The sequence below is a fragment of the Rossellomorea orangium genome (genome assembly GCF_019334305.1).
Lineage (GTDB): Bacteria > Bacillota > Bacilli > Bacillales > Bacillaceae_B > Rossellomorea.
The window spans coordinates 23,712-45,695 of sequence record NZ_JAHWGH010000021.1 but is presented as its reverse complement, the minus strand read 5'-3'; the positions used below and the strand labels follow the sequence as shown (position 1 = coordinate 45,695).

Annotated in this window: 23 protein-coding genes and 1 riboswitch; of the genes, 15 read left to right on the top strand and 8 right to left on the bottom strand. The window is 44.9% G+C overall.

Going from position 1 to position 21,984, the window contains the following annotated elements; translation table 11 throughout:
- Window positions 1-15: 15 nt before the first annotated feature.
- Window positions 16-870 carry a bifunctional 5,10-methylenetetrahydrofolate dehydrogenase/5,10-methenyltetrahydrofolate cyclohydrolase gene (locus KYJ26_RS20680; RefSeq protein WP_374939784.1) on the bottom strand — a complete coding sequence of 285 codons (855 nt, stop codon included), beginning with the start codon at window positions 868-870 and terminating at the stop codon, window positions 16-18.
- Between the two features lie 46 nt (window positions 871-916).
- A riboswitch (ZMP/ZTP riboswitch) is annotated at window positions 917-1,012 on the bottom strand.
- Between the two features lie 195 nt (window positions 1,013-1,207).
- Here KYJ26_RS20680 and KYJ26_RS20675 point away from each other — a divergent pair.
- From KYJ26_RS20675 to KYJ26_RS20625, 11 genes are all read left to right on the top strand, one after another.
- Entirely contained in the window at window positions 1,208-1,942 is a 735-nt protein-coding gene (locus KYJ26_RS20675) for an SDR family NAD(P)-dependent oxidoreductase (RefSeq protein ID WP_219169604.1), read from the top strand.
- A complete protein-coding gene (locus tag KYJ26_RS20670; protein ID WP_219169603.1) occupies window positions 1,935-2,954 on the top strand; it encodes an S-adenosylmethionine:tRNA ribosyltransferase-isomerase in 1,020 nt (339 codons plus the stop codon). The genes KYJ26_RS20675 and KYJ26_RS20670 overlap by 8 nt, the downstream gene beginning before the upstream one ends.
- Before the next feature lie 11 nt (window positions 2,955-2,965).
- Entirely contained in the window at window positions 2,966-3,316 is a 351-nt protein-coding gene (locus KYJ26_RS20665; RefSeq protein ID WP_219169602.1) for a VOC family protein, read from the top strand.
- A gap of 307 nt (window positions 3,317-3,623) precedes the next feature.
- Complete coding sequence (locus KYJ26_RS20660) at window positions 3,624-4,268, top strand: YczE/YyaS/YitT family protein (RefSeq protein WP_219169601.1); 645 nt, start codon at window positions 3,624-3,626, stop codon at window positions 4,266-4,268.
- Between the two features lie 86 nt (window positions 4,269-4,354).
- Window positions 4,355-4,507, top strand: a complete 153-nt coding sequence (locus KYJ26_RS20655) for a hypothetical protein (protein WP_219169600.1) — start codon at window positions 4,355-4,357, stop codon at window positions 4,505-4,507.
- Window positions 4,497-5,180 (top strand): DNA alkylation repair protein, encoded by a 684-nt coding sequence (locus tag KYJ26_RS20650; protein ID WP_219169599.1) that lies wholly within the window; start codon window positions 4,497-4,499, stop codon window positions 5,178-5,180. Before KYJ26_RS20655 ends, KYJ26_RS20650 begins: the two co-directional genes overlap by 11 nt.
- 124 nt (window positions 5,181-5,304) lie before the next feature.
- Entirely contained in the window at window positions 5,305-6,483 is a 1,179-nt protein-coding gene (locus tag KYJ26_RS20645) for a MalY/PatB family protein (protein ID WP_219169598.1), read from the top strand.
- A 570-nt stretch (window positions 6,484-7,053) separates the two neighbouring features.
- The gene (locus KYJ26_RS20640) at window positions 7,054-8,244 is read left to right on the top strand and encodes a glycine C-acetyltransferase (RefSeq protein WP_219169596.1); all 1,191 of its coding nucleotides are present in this window, start codon (window positions 7,054-7,056) and stop codon (window positions 8,242-8,244) included.
- Window positions 8,245-8,323: 79 nt separating this feature from the next.
- Window positions 8,324-9,265: an L-threonine 3-dehydrogenase gene (locus tag KYJ26_RS20635; RefSeq protein ID WP_219169594.1), complete on the top strand. Its 942-nt coding sequence runs from the start codon at window positions 8,324-8,326 to the stop codon at window positions 9,263-9,265.
- Window positions 9,266-9,543: 278 nt separating this feature from the next.
- A complete protein-coding gene (locus KYJ26_RS20630; protein ID WP_219169626.1) occupies window positions 9,544-10,806 on the top strand; it encodes an ATP-binding protein in 1,263 nt (420 codons plus the stop codon).
- 128 nt (window positions 10,807-10,934) lie between these two features.
- Entirely contained in the window at window positions 10,935-12,269 is a 1,335-nt protein-coding gene (locus KYJ26_RS20625; RefSeq protein WP_219169592.1) for a cytochrome P450, read from the top strand.
- Between the two features lie 44 nt (window positions 12,270-12,313).
- Here the strand turns inward: KYJ26_RS20625 and KYJ26_RS20620 are convergent, their stop codons facing one another.
- Window positions 12,314-13,675, bottom strand: coding sequence for a YjiH family protein (locus KYJ26_RS20620; RefSeq protein ID WP_219169591.1), 1,362 nt, complete (start codon window positions 13,673-13,675; stop codon window positions 12,314-12,316).
- A gap of 364 nt (window positions 13,676-14,039) precedes the next feature.
- Between KYJ26_RS20620 and sda the strand changes: the two genes are divergently transcribed.
- Complete coding sequence (sda, locus tag KYJ26_RS20615; RefSeq protein WP_219169590.1) at window positions 14,040-14,171, top strand: sporulation histidine kinase inhibitor Sda; 132 nt, start codon at window positions 14,040-14,042, stop codon at window positions 14,169-14,171.
- A 99-nt stretch (window positions 14,172-14,270) separates the two neighbouring features.
- On the opposite strand, the gene KYJ26_RS20610 is transcribed toward sda, so the two are convergent.
- Together KYJ26_RS20610 and KYJ26_RS20605 are read right to left on the bottom strand one after the other, a co-directional pair.
- The gene (locus KYJ26_RS20610; protein ID WP_219169625.1) at window positions 14,271-15,584 is read right to left on the bottom strand and encodes a short-chain fatty acid transporter; all 1,314 of its coding nucleotides are present in this window, start codon (window positions 15,582-15,584) and stop codon (window positions 14,271-14,273) included.
- Window positions 15,585-15,710: 126 nt separating this feature from the next.
- A complete protein-coding gene (locus KYJ26_RS20605) occupies window positions 15,711-17,228 on the bottom strand; it encodes a BCCT family transporter (protein WP_219169589.1) in 1,518 nt (505 codons plus the stop codon).
- A 159-nt stretch (window positions 17,229-17,387) separates the two neighbouring features.
- Between KYJ26_RS20605 and KYJ26_RS20600 the strand changes: the two genes are divergently transcribed.
- Entirely contained in the window at window positions 17,388-18,257 is an 870-nt protein-coding gene (locus tag KYJ26_RS20600) for a Cof-type HAD-IIB family hydrolase (protein ID WP_219169588.1), read from the top strand.
- A gap of 58 nt (window positions 18,258-18,315) precedes the next feature.
- Window positions 18,316-19,407, top strand: a complete 1,092-nt coding sequence (locus KYJ26_RS20595) for a PQQ-dependent sugar dehydrogenase (protein WP_219169587.1) — start codon at window positions 18,316-18,318, stop codon at window positions 19,405-19,407.
- A gap of 68 nt (window positions 19,408-19,475) precedes the next feature.
- Here KYJ26_RS20595 and KYJ26_RS20590 read toward each other — a convergent pair whose 3' ends face one another.
- The 3 genes from KYJ26_RS20590 to KYJ26_RS20580 form a co-directional block, all read right to left on the bottom strand.
- Entirely contained in the window at window positions 19,476-19,568 is a 93-nt protein-coding gene (locus KYJ26_RS20590) for a putative holin-like toxin (protein ID WP_219169586.1), read from the bottom strand.
- Between the two features lie 72 nt (window positions 19,569-19,640).
- A complete protein-coding gene (locus tag KYJ26_RS20585) occupies window positions 19,641-19,868 on the bottom strand; it encodes a helix-turn-helix domain-containing protein (protein ID WP_219169584.1) in 228 nt (75 codons plus the stop codon).
- 3 nt (window positions 19,869-19,871) lie between these two features.
- On the bottom strand, window positions 19,872-20,444 hold the full coding sequence (locus KYJ26_RS20580; protein WP_219169582.1) for a sigma-70 family RNA polymerase sigma factor: 573 nt from the start codon (window positions 20,442-20,444) through the stop codon (window positions 19,872-19,874).
- A gap of 288 nt (window positions 20,445-20,732) precedes the next feature.
- Between KYJ26_RS20580 and KYJ26_RS20575 the strand changes: the two genes are divergently transcribed.
- Window positions 20,733-21,068, top strand: coding sequence for a hypothetical protein (locus KYJ26_RS20575; RefSeq protein ID WP_219169580.1), 336 nt, complete (start codon window positions 20,733-20,735; stop codon window positions 21,066-21,068).
- 39 nt (window positions 21,069-21,107) lie between these two features.
- On the opposite strand, the gene KYJ26_RS20570 is transcribed toward KYJ26_RS20575, so the two are convergent.
- Window positions 21,108-21,902, bottom strand: a complete 795-nt coding sequence (locus KYJ26_RS20570) for an SDR family NAD(P)-dependent oxidoreductase (protein ID WP_219169578.1) — start codon at window positions 21,900-21,902, stop codon at window positions 21,108-21,110.
- Between the last annotated feature and the right edge of the window lie 82 nt (window positions 21,903-21,984).

Sequence of the window (21,984 nt, the reverse complement as noted above, 5' to 3'; positions counted from 1 at the left end):
GTCAGTCTCATTCATCTATGCGTTTTGTGGCACACATCCATATTTTTCGGCGGAATCAACGGTTTGTTTTAACAACATGGAAATCGTCACAGGACCTACTCCACCAGGAACCGGTGTGATGGCACCTGCTTTTTCATAGCAAGCCTCGTAATCGATGTCCCCGACGTTCCCTTTGTTATATCCTGCATCAAGTACGACGGCACCTTCTTTGATCCAGTTCCCTTGAATGAAATTCGGTTTACCGACGGCAGCGACGACAATGTCGGCAGATGCAAGAATGTCAGGCAGGTTTTCTGTATAAGAATGGCATGTTGTCACCGTAGCATTGCGGTTCAATAACATCATGGAAACAGGCTTTCCAAGGATCGGGCTTCTTCCAACGACGACAGCGTGTTTTCCTTCAAGAGTGACATCATAGTAATCGATGATGCTCATGATCGCTGCTGGAGTACAGGATGGATACTCACCGAATCCCAACGAATTTTGACCAAACCCGTGGCTTGTGACACCATCCACGTCCTTTTCGATGGAAATCGCTTCAAAGGCAGCACGTTCGTCGATGTGATGGGGAACCGGGTGCTGCAGGAGGATCCCGTGAACGGAAGAGTCATCATTCAGCTCCTGAATCATGTCCAGGAGTTCATTCGTTGTCGTTTCTTTTGGAAGATGGATTCGTCGAGACTCCATTCCAATTTTCGCGCACGCATTCCCTTTCATCTTCACATACGTAGCAGAAGATGGATCATCTCCAACCAGCACGGTGGCTAGACAAGGGGTGATTCCCTTCTCCTTTAATCCTTCGACTCTCGATTTCAGGCTTTCCTTGACCTCAGATGCAACAAGTTTACCGTCTAATACTATTGGTTCCACTGCAATCCCTCCTGATAATAGTAAAAGAAGACAAGGGTATCCCCTTGCCTTCTGCCCAGGCGAACGGCTAATGGCTAAATATAATAAGATTCGCAGCTCCCTTGTGGTTGATTCCACATTTTCGCCAGTCACTGCTTTATTTATTTTCAAACTCATTATAACACGAATATAAAGTATTTTTCCAGTCTTAATGTTCGTGTTTTTATATAGCGTACATCAAAAGGCTGAGAGTGTGCTACATCTAATTTTCTAGAGTATTCGACTCCGAATAGACGATTTGCCGGCTTCGTTTTTTTCATAAGATGGGAGTATCAAGAAACATGAAAGGGGTATGAACATGTTTGAGAACAAAGTAGTCATGATTACAGGTGCTTCAAAAGGCTTGGGGAGGGCATTGGCCATAAAGTTCGCTGAAGAAGGTGCAAAAGTGGCCATCTGTGCGCGAAACCTCGGGCCGCTTAAGGAAGTGGAGAAAGAATTGAGGGTGATGGGGGCGGAAGTGGTGGCTTTAGAGGCGGATGTTTCCGATGCCAGGGATGTTGATCGTTTCGTGTCGGTAACAGAAGAAGCGTGGGGAAGTGTAGACGTATTATTTAATAACGCTTCTGTGTTTGGTCCTGGTCCCCGTCTGTTGGTGGACTATCCCGAGGAATCGTTCCTTGAAGTGTTAAGGATCAATACACTTAATCCTTTTCTAGTCACGAAGAGAGTGCTTCCCGGCATGATAAGCAGAGGAAGAGGTTCAATCGTTAATCTAACGTCTGAAGCGGGTCGAACAGGTTTTGCAGAGTGGGGTGCGTACGGCATTTCGAAATTTGCGGTTGAGGGCCTGACTGGGACGTGGGCGGATGAGCTGGGTGATACAGGAGTAAGGATGAATATGGTGGATCCGGGGGAGATGGATACGGAGATGCATGACAGAGCAGTCCCGGATTGTGATTACCCCTTGGCAGGTCCACAGGATCACCTTGATGTCTTTCTGTACTTGGCGTCGGATGCTTCGAAGGGTGAGAGCGGAAAGCGGTTTGAAGCTCAGGAATTCCAGTGGAAGCGGGGTGGCGGTCATGAATGAATCGGCTCGTGCATTCCATATTCCATCCCGGTTGAACGCCACGACACCAATCGAGCTTCAAGGGTTGGAGAGAGATGATGTAAAGCTGATGGTGTTGAACCGGGAAACTGGCAAGTGTGATCATTCAACCTTTAAAAGGCTGCCTGATTATCTGGATGAGGGAGATGTTCTTGTTTTGAATAATAGCAGGACCCTTCCCGCGTCCCTCAAAGGAAAACAGGGAAACCGGAATGTTGAAGTCCGTCTTTCTAGAAGAAGAGCGAAAAACACGTGGGAAGCCCTTGTGCTCGGAGATTTTCATCAGGCAGGGAAACACATCGAATTTCCGCAAGGTGTAACGGGCCGTGTGAAGGGGGAAGGAAGTGAAAGACCGCTTATACAATTGGAATTTAACAGGAGTGGCAGTGAGCTGATGGATTTCATTTTCAAGTACGGGGAGCCTGTCCGTTATGAGTATATTCATGACCCGTGGCCGCTTGATTTTTATCAGAACGTCTATGGGTCTGTTCCAGGTTCCGTTGAGATGGCTTCTGCCGGAAGGGCCTTTACATGGAGATTGTTGCAAGATTTACAGGATAAAGGTGTCGGCATTGGGTTCATACAGCTCCATGCAGGTTTAAGCTACTATGGAAGTGATCAATGGCCACACCCCCGAAACCACCCGGAAGACTATCTTATCGGTTCTGAAGCAGTGATTGAAATCCTCCGTGCAAAGAATCGGGGGAAAAGACTGATCGCAGTGGGAACGACGGTTGTTCGTGCTCTTGAAACGGTGATGACTGCATATGGGCAGCTTCAGCCCGCTGAAGGCATAACGAATCTATACATTTCCGGTGACACACCCCTCCGCATCGTAGACGGACTCATTACAGGGCTTCACGAACCGGAAGCGAGTCATTTGGATCTCTTAAAGGCGTTCATTTCTGAGGAAAGATTGAAGGATGCCTATCAGACAGCCCTTGATAAAAACTATAAATGGCATGAGTTCGGTGATATGAACCTCATTTTGTAAGGAGACAAAAGATGAAACTACATCATATCGGGATAAACGTGAAGAACTTACAGACATCGAAGAAATTCTACCAAACGTATTTCGGCTATGAAGAAGAGCTGAAGTTCAGATGGGGAAGTGAAAACATCCTTTTTTTGAGAAAGGGAGACTGTCGTTTGGAGCTTATTGAGGATCCACGAGCGGAAAGCAAATGTACATTCCTTCATATAGCGTTGGAAGTTTCCGATCTTGAAAGAGAAATTGAATTATTAAAAGAGAAGGGGTTACTCCCTGTGGAAGGCCCCCTCCTTCTTGAAAATAGCTGGAAAGTGGCCTTTTTCTTCGGTCCTGATGGAGAGATCGTTGAGTTGGTGGAAGGATAGCGGTCGAGTACTCTTGTTTTGTTGGTTTTTGAGAGGAGCATTGTGTGGAATCCAGCCGATTCGGCAAATAATCGAGCCGATTTTCGTGGGAATCCAGCGGGTTATCCCGATAATCCAGCTGATTTCAGTAAAAATCCAGCCGATAAGGTGAAAAATCCAGCCGATTAACAAAATATGTAAAATATCAAAAGGGACAGTCTCTATCCCTACCAACCCCATAGGTTTTATGAAATTTTTTTACAAGGAATTCTGTGATACAGTTATCCGGGTACTAAATGAACTGACTATGGAGTAGGAAGGGATCTTCATGAATAGAGAAAAAATGTTACGCTGGTCGTTTTTCTTTATCGGCTTACTTGTGCTGTCGTTTGGCATCAGTTTGACCATTAAAGGGAAAGATCTTGGAATCGGTCCCTGGGATGTGTTTCATTATGGGTTGTTCAAGCAGCTCGGCTTGACCATCGGGACGTGGTCCATCATTGTGGGCTTTATCATCCTGTTTGTGACGGGTGTTGGAACAAAGTCATTTCCTAAAGCCGGTGCCTTTATTAATATGTTGTTAATTGGAATTTTCATAGATTTATTCAATTTTGTTTTACCTGACCCTCATTCACTCGCAGCCCAGGCCGTCGTGTTTGCAATTGGGATCGTGGTAATCGGATATGGGATCGGCTTATATGTATCAGCAGATCTTGGAGCGGGCCCGAGGGACAGTCTCATGCTGCTGGTAGTGGAAAAAACGGGCTGGAAGGTCCAATGGGTACGGAATGGAATGGAAATCATCGTGTTCTTCCTGGGCTGGTTACTGGGCGGTCCTGTCGGAATCGGAACCGTGATCATTGCACTCGGACTCGGATCCATCGTCGGATTCTCACTGCCTCAAAGCAAAAAGCTCCTCCACTCTCTCATTGAGCGGCAGGTGACGAAAAGAGACAACTCCTTAGCAAGCTAAGGGTTGTCTTTTTTCGATTATAAAAGGTTTTTCATCCCATCATCAAGAAGTATGAAAGAGAGATTCAGAATGGGGATGGTCGTGAAATGAAAGAGCTTGTAGACTACTGTGCTTTCTGCCAAAAGCCCCTCTACTGCTTGGACGGTTTCTTTAACGGGGTTCACTTGGAGGGTGGAAAAAGCTGCTGCTTTGAATGTGAAGAACTAGAGACAAGAGGAGGAGAAGTAAATGAACCATGAATATGCGGATAAACTGATTACCCTTTTAAAAAAGAATCAAAACAGTGATAACCAGGAAGCCATGGAAGCCTATATGAGAAATCAATTGCCTTTCTTTGGGATCAGGACTCCTGAGCGTAATGTCTTATTGAGGGACTTCCTTAAGGAAAATGGCAAACCATCCATTGAAGAACTACCTGATATTGTCCGTTCCCTATGGGCGATGCCTCAAAGAGAATGTCAATACGTCGCGCTTGGTCTCATCGATAAAAGATTAAGGGATTTAACAAAAGAGCATCTCCCTCTTTTGGAAGAGTTGATTGTGACGAAATCCTGGTGGGATACGATCGATCACATCGGTCCGAATCACGTGGGGAAGATCTTTCAGACCGAAGAAGACGATACATACTTAGAGAAATGGATTCATTCAGATAACATGTGGTTGAACCGAATTGCCATCCTGTTTCAGTTGAAATACAAGGCGAAAACGGATGAAAACCGTCTCTTTCGGTACATATTAATGCATAATCAATCCAAGGAGTTCTTTATACAGAAAGCCATCGGCTGGGCTCTCAGGGAATATTCCAAAACGAATCCCGAAGCGGTAAAGGATTTCATCGCATCAGAAAAGCTTGCCCCTCTCAGTGCACGGGAAGGGTTAAAGCATCTGAATCGCAAAGCAGTTAAGAAATAGCCGGAAATGATGCGGGCGGCCGTTACAGAGATAAGAGAAAATTCCTATTTATTGTGCAGGTATTCACCCCGCCCATCATCTAGGATAAAGTAAAGGAAGATAAATGTGAGAGGGGCATAAGGACATGAATTGGAATGATTGCATCGAGAGAACGAATACTCACTCTGTGAAATGGTCGTTTCCCGATGGGGATGTGATCCCTATGTGTATTGCAGACATGGACTTTCAAGTTTCATCGGCCATTGTGGACGCACTGAACAAGAAAGCACAGCATGGTATATACGGCTATACAACGTTCAGCGATCGATACTTTGAATCCATCATTTCTTGGTGGAAGAGACGTTTCGGCATGGATATAGACAAAGAGTGGATCAGCTTCAGTCCGGGTATCATTCCGGGAATCAATGTGTTGCTGAGTGTATTGACGGATCCAGGAGACAGTGTCATCATTCAAGATCCGGTTTATTATCCTTTCTATAGCACGATCGAAAATCATGGTTGTTCAGTGATAACGAACACGCTTCTTTATGAAGATGGAGTGTATTCGATTGATTTTGAGGATCTTGAAGAAAAGGCGAGCCGTTCAAGGGCCAAAGTCCTTATTCTATGCAGTCCGCATAACCCTGTCGGCCGGGTATGGACAAGGGAAGAATTGACGAAAATCGGTGATATCGCCAAGCGTCATGATATATGGATCATCTCTGATGAAATGCACGGCGACTTGGTATATGGGGGATACGAACATATTCCCCTCTTTAAAGGCGATGAAAGCCTGCTGGAGAGAAGCATCCTTTGTGCCGCTCCCAGCAAAACCTTTAACATTGCTGGCCTTCAAACATCGATCCTTCTCATACCGAACAAAGACTTAAGGGAGAAATATCAGGATAAGCTTACGGGATATGGACTGATGAGGCCCAATGTATTCGGGATTGAAGGAACCATCGCAGCCTATGAAGAAGGGGAACCCTGGCTCAATGAGCTTTTGATGGTGCTGGAGGAGAATAAGCAGTATGTACAGAACTATCTGGAACAGCATATTCCAGAGCTTAAAGCCATCCAGCCCCAGGCTACCCACCTGATTTGGATCGACTGCACAGAGTTGGATATGAAGGGGGAAGAACTCTGCAAGTTCTTCTTAGAAAAAGCCAGAGTCAAATTTGATGAAGGATTCAAATTTGGTAATAGCGGACAAGCCTTCGTCAGAATGAACATCGCCTGCCCCAAAGAACGTGTCGACCTCGCCCTAAGAAGGATGCACGAAGCGATCCTTGAGTACAGGGTTGATCGAAAAGTGATAAAATGATGCATATGGATGAACAGAAGTGATTGACGGCTTTTGTTCATCCTTTTTAATTAGGCACTTTGTGTGTCATTTGAAAATTTCACCTATGATAATTCGGAAATGGTGGGATGTGAAATTAGGTTTAATGCTTTCTCTGTAAATGGATGTAAATCAAGCTTTCCGAAATTTTTTGAAGTAATGCTTTTACTTTAGTGAAGAACTTATACATAGCCTGTTGATTGTAGCGGAAGGTGCTCGACTCCTGCGGGAAACGCGTGAAAGTTGAGACCCCGCAGGGCAGCGCCCGAGGAGGCTCAACTCACGCCCCGCGGAAAGCGAGCACCTGGAGCGGAAATCAACCAGCACCTCGCCTCATCAAAAACTATCCTTTTGTTAAAATGCTTTTTTTACTTAAAGGGTACACTACTATTAAGGCAAAACAATTAAGATAATTTTTGTCCATCAGGAAAAAACATGTTAAACTAAAAAATAGAACAAACCTCAACAAACACAAAGAATCAACTGATAGATATTGTATTTTTAGAGTGGACATTTGTTTTTAAAACGCTTACATAACAGGAGGACGAGTACATGACAAGCAAAACATTAGATCACTTTTTACAAGAAAACCTGGAAGATTTAAAATCACGCGGTTTGTATAATGAAATCGATCCATTGCAAGGTGCGAATGGACCGGTCATTACAGTGAAAGGTAAGAAACTGGTAAACCTTTCATCTAATAACTACCTTGGACTAGCTACAGATGAACGCCTTAAGAAAGTAGCGATAGAAGCGGTGAAAGAATACGGTGTTGGGTCAGGGGCTGTACGTACGATCAATGGTACCCTTGACCTTCATGTGAAGCTTGAGGAAAAACTTGCGAAATTCAAAGGAACAGAAGCGGCGATTGCGTATCAATCCGGTTTCAACTGTAATATGGCGGCCATTTCAGCGGTAATGGACAAAAATGATGCCATCCTTTCCGATGAATTGAATCACGCATCCATCATTGACGGCTGCCGTCTTTCAAAAGCTAAGATCATTCGTTTTGGCCACTCCGATATGGAAGATCTTCGTGCGAAAGCGAAAGAAGCGAAGGAGTCCGGTCAGTACAACAAAATCATGATCATCACGGACGGCGTGTTCTCAATGGACGGAGATGTATGTAAGCTTCCTGAAATCGTTGAGATCGCCGAAGAATTCGATATCATGACGTATGTAGATGACGCTCACGGTTCAGGTGTCCTTGGAAAAGGTGCCGGAACAGTTAAGCACTTTGGACTTTCTGACAAAGTCGACTTCCAAATGGGTACATTATCGAAAGCGATCGGAGTAGTCGGTGGATACGTAGCGGGAACGCAAAACCTGATTGACTGGTTAAAAGTCCGCTCCCGTCCGTTCCTGTTCTCAACTTCTTTGACTCCGGCAGACGTAACGGCTTGTACGGAAGCACTTGATCTTATTATGAATTCGACTGAACTTCAGGATAATATGTGGGAAAACAGCCGTTATCTGAAAGAAGAACTGACGAAGCTCGGGTTTGATATCGGAAACAGCGAAACGCCGATCACACCTGTCATCATCGGTGAAGAGCAGGCCACACAGGACTTTAGTAAACGCCTGTATGAAGAAGGGGTATATGCAAAATCCATCGTATTCCCGACGGTACCGAGGGGAACAGGCCGTGTAAGAAATATGCCTTCCGCTGCCCATACGAAGGAAATGCTTGATCAAGCCATTGCAGCCTATGAGAAGGTCGGAAAAGAAATGGGAATTATTTAAGAAACCAGCATAGGGTCTGGCATACAGTCAGCCCTATCTTTTTATGAAATCACCAAAGGTAAATGCAGGAGGAAAGACGATGAAAAAGATTCTAGTAACGGGTGCCTTGGGCCAAATCGGTTCTGAGCTCACCAATAAACTGCGCGAAGTATACGGTTCAGATAATGTCATCGCGACGGATATCCGTGAAACGGACAGTCCGGTCGTGAAAAATGGACCATTTGAACAACTTGACGTCACGAATGGCGAGAAGATGTTCGATATTGCCAAAACGAATAATGTGGATACGGTTATTCATTTAGCCGCTTTATTATCTGCCACGGCGGAAGCAAAACCGCTGCTTGCATGGAATTTAAACATGGGAGGACTTGTGAATGCCCTTGAAACGGCAAGAGAATTGGGCTGCCAGTTCTTTACGCCAAGTTCAATCGGTGCATTCGGTCCATCGACACCGAAGGACTCCACCCCACAGGACACGATCATGCGTCCGACGACGATGTATGGGGTGAACAAGGTATCAGGCGAGCTTCTTTCAGACTACTACTTCACGAAATTCGGGGTGGATACAAGAGGACTTCGCTTCCCTGGCCTGATTTCTTATGAAACCCTTCCAGGTGGCGGGACGACGGATTATGCTGTAGAGATCTATTACGAAGCCATCAAGAACAATCAGTATACGTCCTATATCGGAGAGGGAACATACATGGATATGATGTACATGCCTGACGCCCTCAATGCCATCATCGACTTGATGGAAGCGGACGGCTCGAAGCTTGAGCATCGCAATTCCTTCAATGTGTCAGCCATGAGCGTGGCGCCCGAAGATATTGCCAAGGCGATCCGTGTACATCAGCCTGACTTTACCCTCGATTACAACGTAGATCCTGTTCGCCAAAGCATCGCTGAAAGCTGGCCAAATGCCATTGATTCAAGTGCTGCCAAGAACGAATGGAACTTCAAAGCGGAATATGATTTGGCTAAAATGACGGCAGATATGCTGGATAAACTGAAAACAAAGTAATAGTAAAGGTCCCTGTGAAACCATTCATGGGGATTTTTTTATGAAATACTAAACGCCATTATCAACTGAAAATGCGACAAAAAATGACAATTGTGAATGAGGAAATGATATACTTCAATTAATAAGACAAAGAAATACATGTTTAGTTGTGTAAAAATTCAGAAATTGATGGTTTCTTATAAAACGTATGGTGGTACATATGAACTATAGGGAGCCACTCTTCAACAATATAGATATCCATTTTAGAAATGAAAGTAAGAATGAGGCTGGTGATTTTGATGGCAGGTAATAAGAATGGTAAGGCGCAGGCCTTTCACAAACTGATCATGATACTTATGGCACTTTCCGTATTCCAGGTCTTCGCTATCCTCATGCTTGACTCACCATGGAACGTAATCGCCTCAATTCTTCTGTTATTTGCCGTTATAGCGGCTCTTCTCATCCTTTTACAAAAGGGAAATCAGTTTATGACTCGACACCAAAGGCTGTTGGAAGAAGAAAATCAACTATCCACCCTCCTTCATTCCCTCCCGGACTTTGTTTGTTTCAAGGATGGAGAAGGGCGCTGGTTGAAGGTCAATCAATTTGGTCGCAGGCTATACAATCTGGAAGACATTGATTATGTCGGTAAGACGGATAAGGATCTGGGTGAACTGGTGCCTTTTTTCAAAGACGCTTTCGATTATTGCATTGATTCTGATGAAGAGTCATGGAAGGCGGAACAAGTGACACGCTGTGAAGAAGGGTTCTTTCTGCCGAACGGGGAGTTTAAGACCTTCGATGTCATTAAAGTCCCACTATTCCACTCGAATCATGAAAGAAAGGGTCTGGTCATCATCGGCAGGGATATTTCCCAGCAGAAGATCGCCGAAGAAATGCTGTTGAGAAAAGAAAAGCTTTCTGTTGTGGGAGAGCTGGCAGCAGGGATCGCACACGAAATCAGGAATCCTCTCACAAGCATCAAAGGCTTTATTCAATTATTAGAAGAAAATGAGCATGTTTCCGACCATTACCTTACCGTCATGTCATCCGAGATGGACAGGATCAATCAGATTGTCGGGGAACTGCTCATTTTATCGAAACCCCAAATGAGGGAATATCAGTCCTTTGACATGAGTGAAGTGCTGAGATATGTGGTCAAGGTCATGGGGCATGAAGCACTTCTGAAGGGTATCACGTTGAATATCAAACTCCCCTCATCCCCGATTACGGTGTTCGGCGATAAGAATCAGTGCATACAAGTGTTCATCAACATTATTAAAAATGCCATCGAATCCATGGATGAAGGAGAAATTGACGTCGATTGGAAGCTCCGGAATCAATCAGTCTACGTCACCATCACGGACCAGGGGGCAGGGATTCCGTCGGAGCGATTAAAAAGACTTGGGGAGCCGTTTTTTACCCTGAAAGAGAAAGGAATGGGACTTGGTCTCACCATCAGTCAAAAGATCATTGAAGATCATAAAGGATCGCTTCACATAGAGTCGGAAGTGAATAAGGGAACGAAAGTGGAAGTCACGTTTCCTGTGGAGAATAAATAATATTCAAGGCTGTTTCTTGACGAAGCAGTCTTTATTTTTGTCTGGATTAAAAATGGATTAATGAAGAGAATGGATGAATAAGATAAAAGGAGTTTCTAAACATATAGACTGAAAGGAGCCTGAAAAGGATGACCAACGGAACTGTCCTTCATTCCCTCCATCCACTGGGTCAGTTAGACAAGTTCAGGAAAGATCCACTCTTATTTTTAGAATCACAGGCAACGAAGAATGATGAAAGGGTACAATTCCGCTTTGCGAACCGTACCGTTCATTTACTGTTGAATCCTGCATTGGTAAAAGAGGTTCTTGTCACTCAATCTAAAAGCTTTCAAAAATCTAACCAATTCAAAGAATTGTCTCTCCTGATCGGTGAAGGTCTTGTCACAAGTGAATGTCCCTTACATACAAAGCAGAGGAAAATAATGCAGCCTTATTTCACCCCCCGTCATATCAAGAAGTATGTGAGTGAAATGATCAGCTCAGCCACTGACACAATGGAAGGCTGGGAAGCGGGGACCATGAGGGATATATCCAAGGATATGATGCACGTTACATTGGCGGTCATAACGAAGACCATGTTTAATATGAACGATCACGAAGGGTATGAGAAAGTAGGGGTCCATCTGGAAAAAATTCTGGAAATGGCTACGAAGCGGATTCGCTCTTTCTTTAAGCCCCCTGTATCGTGGCCGCTTCCTGAACTGAAGCAATATAAGGCCTCTATTGGAGAACTTAAGAGAGTCGTAGAGGAAATCATTCAGCATAGAGAAAGCCTGGCTGAAGAAAAAGAGGACTTACTCCATGCCCTGCTCCGTTCCCGTGATGATGAAGGCAATCATATGAGTAAAGAACAATTGATCGATGAAGTGATGACCATTTTTGTGGCGGGACATGAGACGACGGCCAATCTCCTTTCCTGGTTTTTCTATGTGCTAGAAAATAACGAAAAAGTGAAAGAACATGTCTATGAGGAAGTCGATCGAGTAGTAGGAAATGAAGAACTATGCAGTGAGCACCTTCACCGTCTTCTTTATACGCGCCAAACCCTTGAAGAAACCTTACGTTTATACCCACCTGTATGGATGTTTGGAAGGACATCTGTAAGGGACGTGAAAATCGGTGACCATCTCATAAAGAAAGGAGAAAATGTCCTCATTTCTCCATATATCATGCATCGGAATGAAAAGTACTTCCAGGACCCATTGAACTTTGATCCGGAACGATTTCATAAATCCAGGACAGAAAGCATTCTACCGTATGCTTATTTCCCTTTTGGAGGGGGAGCGAGAGTGTGCATCGGCAATCACTTTGCCCTTCAGGAAGCATTGGTGATTGCGGCCTTATATGTTCAAAGGTTCAACTTTACATTATCAAGTGACCATAAGGTAGAATGCCACCCACTGATTACCCTGCGGCCAAAAGGCGGAATTCCCATGAACGTTGAAAGAAGAGTGGATAAGTAAAACAAGAAACCCAGGTTCAAATGCGAACCTGGGTTTCTGATTAACTAAAAGAGCATATGAGCAATGGCCACAATCACAAGTAACGTAAGGAATGTACGCTGCAGGAAGATGATGACAAGATCCTTGAAATCGACCGGGATCTTGGAACCTAATAGCAGTCCACCAACCTCGGACATGTAGATTAACTGTGTTACAGATAAGCAAGCGATGACAAAGCGAGTCAGCTCACTCTCGATACCTGAACCAAAGATGGCTGGAAGGAACATATCGGCAAATCCGACAAGGATGGAACGTGATGCTTCCGTCGCTTCAGGGATTTGAAGAAGTTCCAGGATCGGAATGAGGGGCATACCGATGTATTCGAAGAATTTCGTATTCTCCGCCACAATCAGGGCCGTTGTACCAATCGCCATAACGATTGGAGCTACGCCCATCCACATATCCAGCACGTTTTTCATTCCATCCGTAAAGAACTTGGACGCACTGTTGTTGTTCTTCGCCTGGACAAGTGCCTGTTCATAACCGTATCCAACACGGCTGTATCCTTCAGGAATCACTTCCATCGTATCCTTCCCTTCCTGACCGTTGAAGTAAGTGTCAGGCTTACGGGATAAGGGCGGGATCCGTGGCAGAATGATCGCTGCAAGGAGTCCAGACGCAGCTACCGTTAGATAGAAGGGAATGAAATATTCACCCAGATTCACCTGTGAAATGACAACGAGACAGAAGGTGATGGAGACAACAGAGAAGGTTGTCCCGATGACCGCTGCTTCCTTCTTCGTATAATACCCATCTTCATACTGCTTGCTTGTCAGTAGGACTCCGATCGTACCGTCCCCGAGCCACGACGCCAGGCAGTCAATGGATGAGCGACCAGGCAGGCCGAACACAGGACGCATGATCTTCGTTAAGAGCGCTCCGCATAATTCCAATAAACCAAAATTGAGTAATAATGGAAGGAAAAGCCCGGCAAATAAAAACACAGAGAAAAGAATGGTAAGAAGTCCGTCCGGGTTCAGTAGAAGTCCACCCGTTGCATCCGACCAGACCCACTCAGGCCCTAATTTAAATAGAGTCATAACGGCAAAGATGGCGCCGACCACCCTTACGATGGCCCATACAGGTCGAACGTCAAATAAACTCGAGAAAAACGGAGATTTTTCAATGAACGCCGGATGTGCGAGTTTAGTGATGAACGTTCCCATGACCGTCAGGATGATCAAGCCCGTCATAATGGCCGGTACATAGCTGCCGATCCAGTCTTGAAGAAGTCCTGATAAGACTGCGATGGGGATCGTGATTCCGTCTTTCCCCGGAATCGGTATCATAAATAGAAAAACTCCCAATAGGGAAGGGATGATAAATCGTAAATGACTTGATAGTGTATATCGATGCTGCTGATTCATAAATTCACCTCAGAAGTAGTTGTAACGAAAAATGAAACATTATTCATTCTAATGCATACATATAAATTTGTCCATCATAAATTCGGATATGCTGTATTCCTCAGATGATTTTCCCGCCGGCAGTAAAAGTGAAACCTAAAATGACGTATTATTTTTTAGTGAAAAGTGTATACAGAAAAGAAAGCGCTATCTTTCGTACCTTTTCTATTTTACTAAAATTTTAAAAAATTTCAATAATAACATAGGTCTGCCGGGTAGTTTAGCTACTGAAAATAAAAAGATTATTTATTTTGAAAATTAGGTTTATCTTCTATTTAAGAGGGTATTTAGAATTCATATCTTGGTTAATCAGGAGTTGTAATCGATGACATCTTTAACAAAGCTTACAGAAGAGCAATTGGTCAATGTCTATCAGCTGGCACAGGAAGAAGGATTGGAAGAAGAATTTATTGAGATGTTAGAAGGAGAAATGGAAAGAAGGGAAAATGTCCGGTAACAGATAAGTGAATATATAAATAATGAACAATCCATACATAATGGCTGGCCTTCCTTGAAGACCAGCCTTTTTATTGTAATTAAGTCATTCCATGGTCCTTTATAAGAGCAGTAATCCAAGCGAAATGACGACCCCGCTGATGACAAGGATCATGACGCAGTACCCCATGATATCCTTTGCCTTCAATCCTGCAATGGCTAATGCCGGCAACGCCCAGAACGGCTGGATCAAGTTGGTCCAGGCATCCCCCCAGGCGACGGCCATGGCGGTCTTGGCCACAGAAGCATCAAGGGTCTGGGCGGCATCGAGCATGATCGGGGCCTGAACGGCCCACTGTCCACCGCCTGACGGAACAAAGAAGTTGACGATTCCCGCGCTCAGGAAGGCAAAGAAATAAAATGTCACATCATTTGAAATCGACACGAAGGCTTCACTCATGACGACAGCAAGTCCCGACGCCGTCATCATCCCCATGATCCCGGCGTAGAAAGGGAATTGAATGACGATCCCGCTTGCCCCTTTAATCGCCTCTTGTACCGAAGCAAGAAAGCGTTTCGGAGTCCCGTGAAACAGGATGCCGAGAAATAAGAATAAAAAGTTCACGATATCTAAATTAAGGGCGAAACCATTTTTGACAAAGTATGAAAATAAAAACGAAATGCCAAGTACCGCTACAACAATCGATAATACCATGCTGTTCTCCAGACGATCTGCAGGTGTCATCCCTTCTTTTTCAAGTGCAACAGCCGTCTCGTTGAAAACCTCGGGATCCACCGTGATCGTCTCTTCCTTAGATGGCATGAGCATCCTGTTGGCGATTGGCAAAATGATAAATAGTGCGGCCACAATGATGAGAGTGGATGTAGCAAAGATCGTTTCATTCGTAGAGATGACCCCGATCAAATCTTGAAACGGATGCCCCTCAGTTGCAATCGAGAGCGGGATCGATCCGGAAAATCCTGCATGCCAGACGACAAATCCCGAATAGGCACTTGCAATCAGCAAGCGGTAATCGACGCCCTTCACACGCTTTGCGAGTTCTTTCGCAAAAAGTGCCCCGATGACAAGTCCGAATCCCCAATTAATCCAGCTTGCAATCATGGAAACGACGGTCACGATCACGATAGCGGAACCCGGGGACTTCGCAAATGACGCAAGAAAACCGAGGAACCGTTTAAACAACGGACTGCTTGCAAGCACATATCCTGTCACAAGGACAAGCACCATCTGCATGGAGAAGGCAAGCAGGCTCCAGAAACCATCCCCCCAGTATTGAACCATCTCAAGACTCGAACTATCGGTAAAAATAAGGCCAAGCCCGAAAACGACCAACGTCAATATGACCACAAATAAAAACGGATCGGGCAAATAGCGTTGCATGATTTTGTTTGATAAAGAAATAAGTCCTTTCATCATAATCCCCCTTCTAAAAATGTACACCTTATCCTATTGTTCTATAGCGATGTGTGAAAACCCTTTCAATTTCTGAAAAATGGAAAAAGCGCCTGACTCTCTTCATAAGAGTTCAGGCGCAATACATTATTTTTTTGAGGGACGGGGTTTACCCTTCCTTTCTTTCCGTAGTAGGCGGAATAAGGTCACACACATCAGGATCAGAATGACCGTAAATGGCAACGCCGAGACGAGGGAAGCGGTCTGTAATCCTTCCAGTCCACTGGACACCAGGAGGACGGCGGCTATGGCGGCGATCAGTACTCCCCAAACGATCTTTACGATCATCGGCGGATTCAAGCTACCTTCTGTTGTCATGCTGCTTAATATATACGTCGCTGAATCAGCCGATGTAATGAGAAAGGTGAAAATCAACAAAATGGATAATACGGACAAGACCATTGTAAAAGGAAGCTCCCCATACGTTGAAAATAAAGCACTCGTGACATCTTTATTGACCCCTTCGGCAATGGATGTTCCGTTAAATAAGTCCAAATGAAGGGCGGTTCCTCCAAATACGGCGATCCACATAAGGGCGATCAGAGGTGGAACGACCAATACACCGACAATGAATTCCCGGATGGTCCTCCCCCGTGAGACACGGGCAATAAAGGCACCGACAAAGGGAGACCAGGCGATGGCCCAGGCCCAATAGAAGATCGTCCAATCCTGTACCCATGTCCCGCCCTGATAAGGGGTCAGACGCAAACTGTAACGGATGAAATTGGAGATATAATCACCGATTCCAAGCGTGAAGGTATTTAAGATAAACACTGTCGGACCGACGATGAAGACAAACAGCATCAGAATCAGGGCAAGGGACAAGTTGAGGTTGCTCAGCCATTTGATCCCTTTATCAAGTCCGGTTGTCGAGGATGCTAAATAAAGGACGAGCAGAATGAGCACGATGACGAGCTGAGTCACCGTCCCACTCCCGAGACCAAATACAGAGCTAAGCCCCCCGTTGATCTGAAGGATCCCAAGTCCAAGAGACGTCGCTACACCCATGACAGTGGCAATGACAGCGAGGATATCAATGGTATCTTTAATGCCTGAAGAACCTTTACGACGCCCGATCATGGGAGAAAGGGAAGTGGAAACGAGCCCATTCTCCCCCTTCCTGAATTGAAAATAGGCGATGATCAATCCGACAATTGTAAAGACAGACCATTGACTGACTCCCCAGTGGAAGAAGGCATAGCCCATAGCAAGGCGCGCGGCTTCCTCCGTCTGAGCTTCCACACCAGGAATCGGTGTTTCAAAGAAATGACTCATCGGCTCTGCGATTCCCCAGAATACCAGTCCGATTCCAAATCCTGCAGAGAATAACATCCCGATCCAGGTGAAGAAAGGGTACTGTGGGCGTTCATCGTCCTTTCCGAGACGTACTTTCCCATACTTGCTCCCCATCAGAAACAGAAGGAACAGCACGAAGAAGAACACCGCTGCGAGATAAAACCACCCGAACGAATAGGTAGTGAAACCAAAGGCCGCATTCGCCCCTTTGGCAAAAAGTTTCGGAAACGAAGCCCCAAATATAACTAAAATGGACACAATAATTGCTGAAATCCAAAACACTTTGTTCAAATATGTACGATTACCCATGAAATAACCTCCCGAAAGAATAGACGAACGTTCTCATTATTCTCATACCCTAAATCTCGAAAGGTATTCATCTCACGAGGGTGTTCAGTACAAAACGATAAATAATTCATGATACAATGGCTAAATTAAGATTATTCAACAACAGGAAGGTGTTTATAAATGATTACATTGATTGCGACAGATATGGACGGAACACTATTGAATGAACATCAGGAAATCAGTGAAGCGAATAAACAGGCGATCCTCGATGCACAGCAGCAGGGGATTGAAGTCGTTGTTGCTACAGGCAGATCGTATGAAGAAGCACGTTACGTCATCAAGGAAGCCGGAATCTCATGTGAAATCGTCTGTGCCAATGGGGCCGAGGTGCGAAATAAGCAGGGAGAGATCATCTACCAGGCGGGAATTGAATCAGCACGGGCAAAAGAGATTGCTTCTGTCCTGAATGAAACCGGCATTTATTTTGAAATCTATACAGACCGTGGGACGTATACGGAAAATTATGACATGGGAGTCGAGCTGATCGTCGACATTTTTACGACAGCGAACCCAACTGTATCGGAAGAACAGGTAAGGCAGGCGGCGCGGGAACGATTTGAAAAAGGTCATATCAAACTTGTGGAAGATTACGGGGTTCTTTTCGAAGATGATTCACAGCTTGTTTACAAATTCCTTGTTTTCTCTTTTGACGAGAAACAGCTGGCAGAGGCGAACGAGAAACTGAATGAACTGTCAGGCATCGCCGTCAGCTCATCAGGGAAAGAAAATATTGAGGTGAACAGCATAGAAGCCCAAAAAGGGGTCGCTCTTGAAAAATTACTCAAGGACAAAGGATTGTCCCCAGAGAATAGCATGGCCATGGGCGATAATCTGAACGACCTGTCCATGATGAAAGTAGTGGGAAGACCGGTTGCCATGGGAAATGCCCTGGATCAGATTAAAGAATTCTGTCCGTTCATCACAGCAACGAACAAGGAAGACGGTGTGGCCAAGGCGATACAGGAGGCGATCAAACTTCCGGCCAAGTAATGAGAGTGGCATCCGTTGTCCATACTGGTTAAAAAAGTGAGTAAGGGGAGCTGTTGGTATGAAAAGCAAGATAAGTTGGCTCATGTTGTTCATAAGTCAGATCTTACTGCTTAGTGCGTGCTCTTTCGGACAGCGAGAATTGCAACAGGAAGAAAGCAAGTCTGTCACAAAGCCGAGTGTTGAAAGCAAAGTGGTGGCGAAGGATCTCACCATTCCCTGGTCCATCCAGAAGGTTGATGATACTTTCTATATTACACAGCGGACCGGCGGGATCGTGGAAATAACGGAAGGGAAGAAGTCCGTCATAAAAACCAATCTATCCAAGGAACTATCGGGGAGACCTGAAGCCGGGTTATTAGGGTTTGTGCTCCATCCGGATTTTAAACACAACCGGCTGGCTTTTGCCTATTATACGTATGATGACGCGGGTAACCCCTACAACCGGGTTGTTGTACTGAAACGGACAGAAAACCAGTGGTCCGAGGAAAAAATATTAATCGACCGGATCCCGGGCGGTCAGTATCACCAGGGTGGCAGGCTTGAAATCGGTCCCGATCACAAGCTCTACGTTACTACGGGGGATGCCACCAAACAGGATAAAGCTCAGGACCTCACTTATCTGGGAGGGAAAATCCTCCGTATGGACCTGGATGGAAAGATACCGTCCGATAATCCGATTGAAGATTCATATGTTTACAGCTACGGTCACCGGAATCCCCAAGGCCTTGCCTGGAATCAGGATGGAGAGCTTTATGGCACCGAACATGGTCCGAATGGATTTGATGAAATCAATCTGATCAAGGCTGGAAACAATTATGGATGGCCAAAGATCACTGGGGATGAAAAGGGAGAGTCGCTGATTTCACCACTCGCCCATTCAGGGGAACCGTCATGGGCCCCGTCAGGAGCAGACTTCTGGAACGGGGATCTCGTGTTCGCGTCCCTTGCCGGTCAAAGCGTGAAGCGATTTGATACAGAGACTCACATTGTATCAGATCTGCTTACAGGGTTTGGGCGTGTAAGAGATGTGTTGGTTGCAGGGGACACCCTTTACTTTGTGTCCAATAATACGGATGGACGGGGGATTCCCCGTGAGAATGATGATAAGCTGTTTGAGGTGGATTTGAAGTCAGTCATGAATAAAGAATAAAGTGATGGAAACCTCCCTTCGTTTTGGGGAGGTTTTTTTGCAGAAAAAAAACACGCTCTTCAGCGTGTTCATGAATGTTTATTTTCATCATTGGCTTTCAGAATCGCAATCACGAACATCCCAAAACTGAGCATCAGAGATAATACTTCGAATGTATTCATAGTATACATCGCCTCCTTAGTCTAAGGCTTCCCGAGTACAAGATTGTCCTATACACTTGAAATAAATGGGATTTATTCAGCCTGCTTCTTTTTATCAAATAATCCCGGTACATTGTCCAATGAATAGTCCCGTACATACCGGATCAATCTGATCTTTAACTCCTGTTCGAGATCGTCCCTGTTTTCGAGTCGGGTCAGGTACAATGATTTCCTGATTTTCGGTTCGAACTTCCTGATGATTTTCGTTTCATATTCTGTGTTGCCCTTAGCTTCTTTTACTAGATCGTATAAAAGTCCCATGGGTTAACATTCTCCTTTTTCTAAAATAGATTTTAATTTGCGTAACGCTTTTCGATGGGTTTTCGAGATGGCTTGTTGGGATACGCCCTGCATTCTTGCAATCTCCGTATCAGATCGTTCTTGTACATAAGCTAGGTCCAGGATATGCTTCTGTCTGTCTGTCAATGTTTTATAAGCACGCAGGAGTGCTTCGTTCTCCAGGCAATCCCCTAAGGTCGAATAATTGGTAAATGGTGCAATATCCGAGGACGGATCCGGAACAAGGTCGATGAAAGATCCGCCTTCTTCAGCCTGGTCATCCAGGGTAAGAGGGTGGCGCTCGCTGTATTTCCTTATATGCTTGTCAAAGTTCACGCTGTGATAATAAAGGGATGAACTGACGTAAGAGGTAAACCGGATATCGAAATAATGGGCTTTGAAAGCTTCGTTTAAATGTTCTTCCTTATGTGCACTGGGGTGACGTAAAAATTCTTCCACTAACTTCTGATTCTCTCCTTGACTGATGAAGGACTCAACGGCTTTATTATGTTTGAGATGAGGATAATGACGATAAAACTCTTTCACTAATGTGTCCATTTTTTCACCACCAATAGAACGTATGTTCGATTTTAAAGTAAAAAAAAGAGGAGAAAAACTCTCTCGGCTTTTACTTTATAAAGAAGCGGATCGTTCCTTTTCCACAACCTTCTTCTTTTATATCGTTCCATAGTACTATCTATTAAATCATATATTACAGAATGAGGTAAGTGATGAATGCACTAATTTTCCCTAATATCAGGTAGATTTGTGATTGATAGAGGGGTTGAAGGGTATTTTATCTAATATAGTATACAATGGTTCATTCTTTTGAAGGGAAGTGATACTGTGCGTAGTAAATGGATGTTCGCATTTTTACTCGTTCCTGTGTTATTAAACGGATGTGCTTCTGAAGAGCCAAAAGAGGAACAGGATTCTACTGAAGTCAACTCCGATGTACCTCAAGACCAGCCCGCAAACAAGATGGATGTTCTGGCCAACGATGAAAAAATCATAGAGATGTTAAAGAAGACCGGAGTCATATCGGAAGATGCTTCACATGAAGAAATTGAAAAGGCACTGCAAAAATACCTCCAGGATAAAAACAGTGACCAGCTCAGCAATGAAAAAGAAAAGCAAAAGTATATTGATGAGATCAAAAAGAAAATCCAAGAGGGCAGTTAATGGGGCAAGGGTATATACCCTGCCCTTATTTGTGATTGGTCAGCGCATCACGCTACCCCCTGAAATCTTAACCGATTCCCCGACAATGTTTTCGGCAGCATCGCTTAAAAGATAGACAATGGTGTTCGCAACCTCGACCGGGGATGTTAGTTTACCTGAAGGAATGCTGTCCTTGGCGACTTCCAACTGCTTCTCATAGCTTCGCCCTTCCCGTTCCCCTTTGGATTTAATGGCGTTACGTCCCATCTCCGTATCGACATATCCAGGGCAGATGGCGTTCACCCTGATCTTATGCTCAATTGCTTCATGGGCAAAGGCCTGGGTGAATCCTGTCACCGCAAATTTCGACGCGCTGTACGCACTGTTTCCGTGGGTGCCCCTCAGTCCTGAAAGGGAAGAGATATTGACGATCGCTCCTTTTTGATTGTCCTTCATTTGGTGGTAGACAGCCTGGGTAAGCTTGACGAGGGAGAAATAGTTGAGCTCCATGATGCTGCGGAGATCTTCTTCAGACAAGTTCTCCACCATATCTCCGCCGCCGATCCCGGCTGAATTCACGAGACCCGTAATGGGACCGTGATGCTTCGTTGCTGCTGACAGAAGTTGTTCACGGTCTTCATTGCTCGTAAGATCCGCTTTATACAGGAAGACTTGACTCGGATTCCCACACTCTGCCTTCAATTTTTTAAGCTTTTCTTCATTTCGTCCCGTAATGGTCACACGGGCACCCGCCTGAACCGCTACCTTCGCGGTTTCATAACCGATGCCGCCTGTGGCACCAGTGATAAGGATGTGATGATCTTTCAACGTATTTTCGTGAAAAAGGAAACTCATTACTGTACCTCCTTGTGATGGATAGTTGGTTTTACCCGTTGGGGGGAGGTGGGAAACGGAATGCGGGGGTTTTTGATAATAA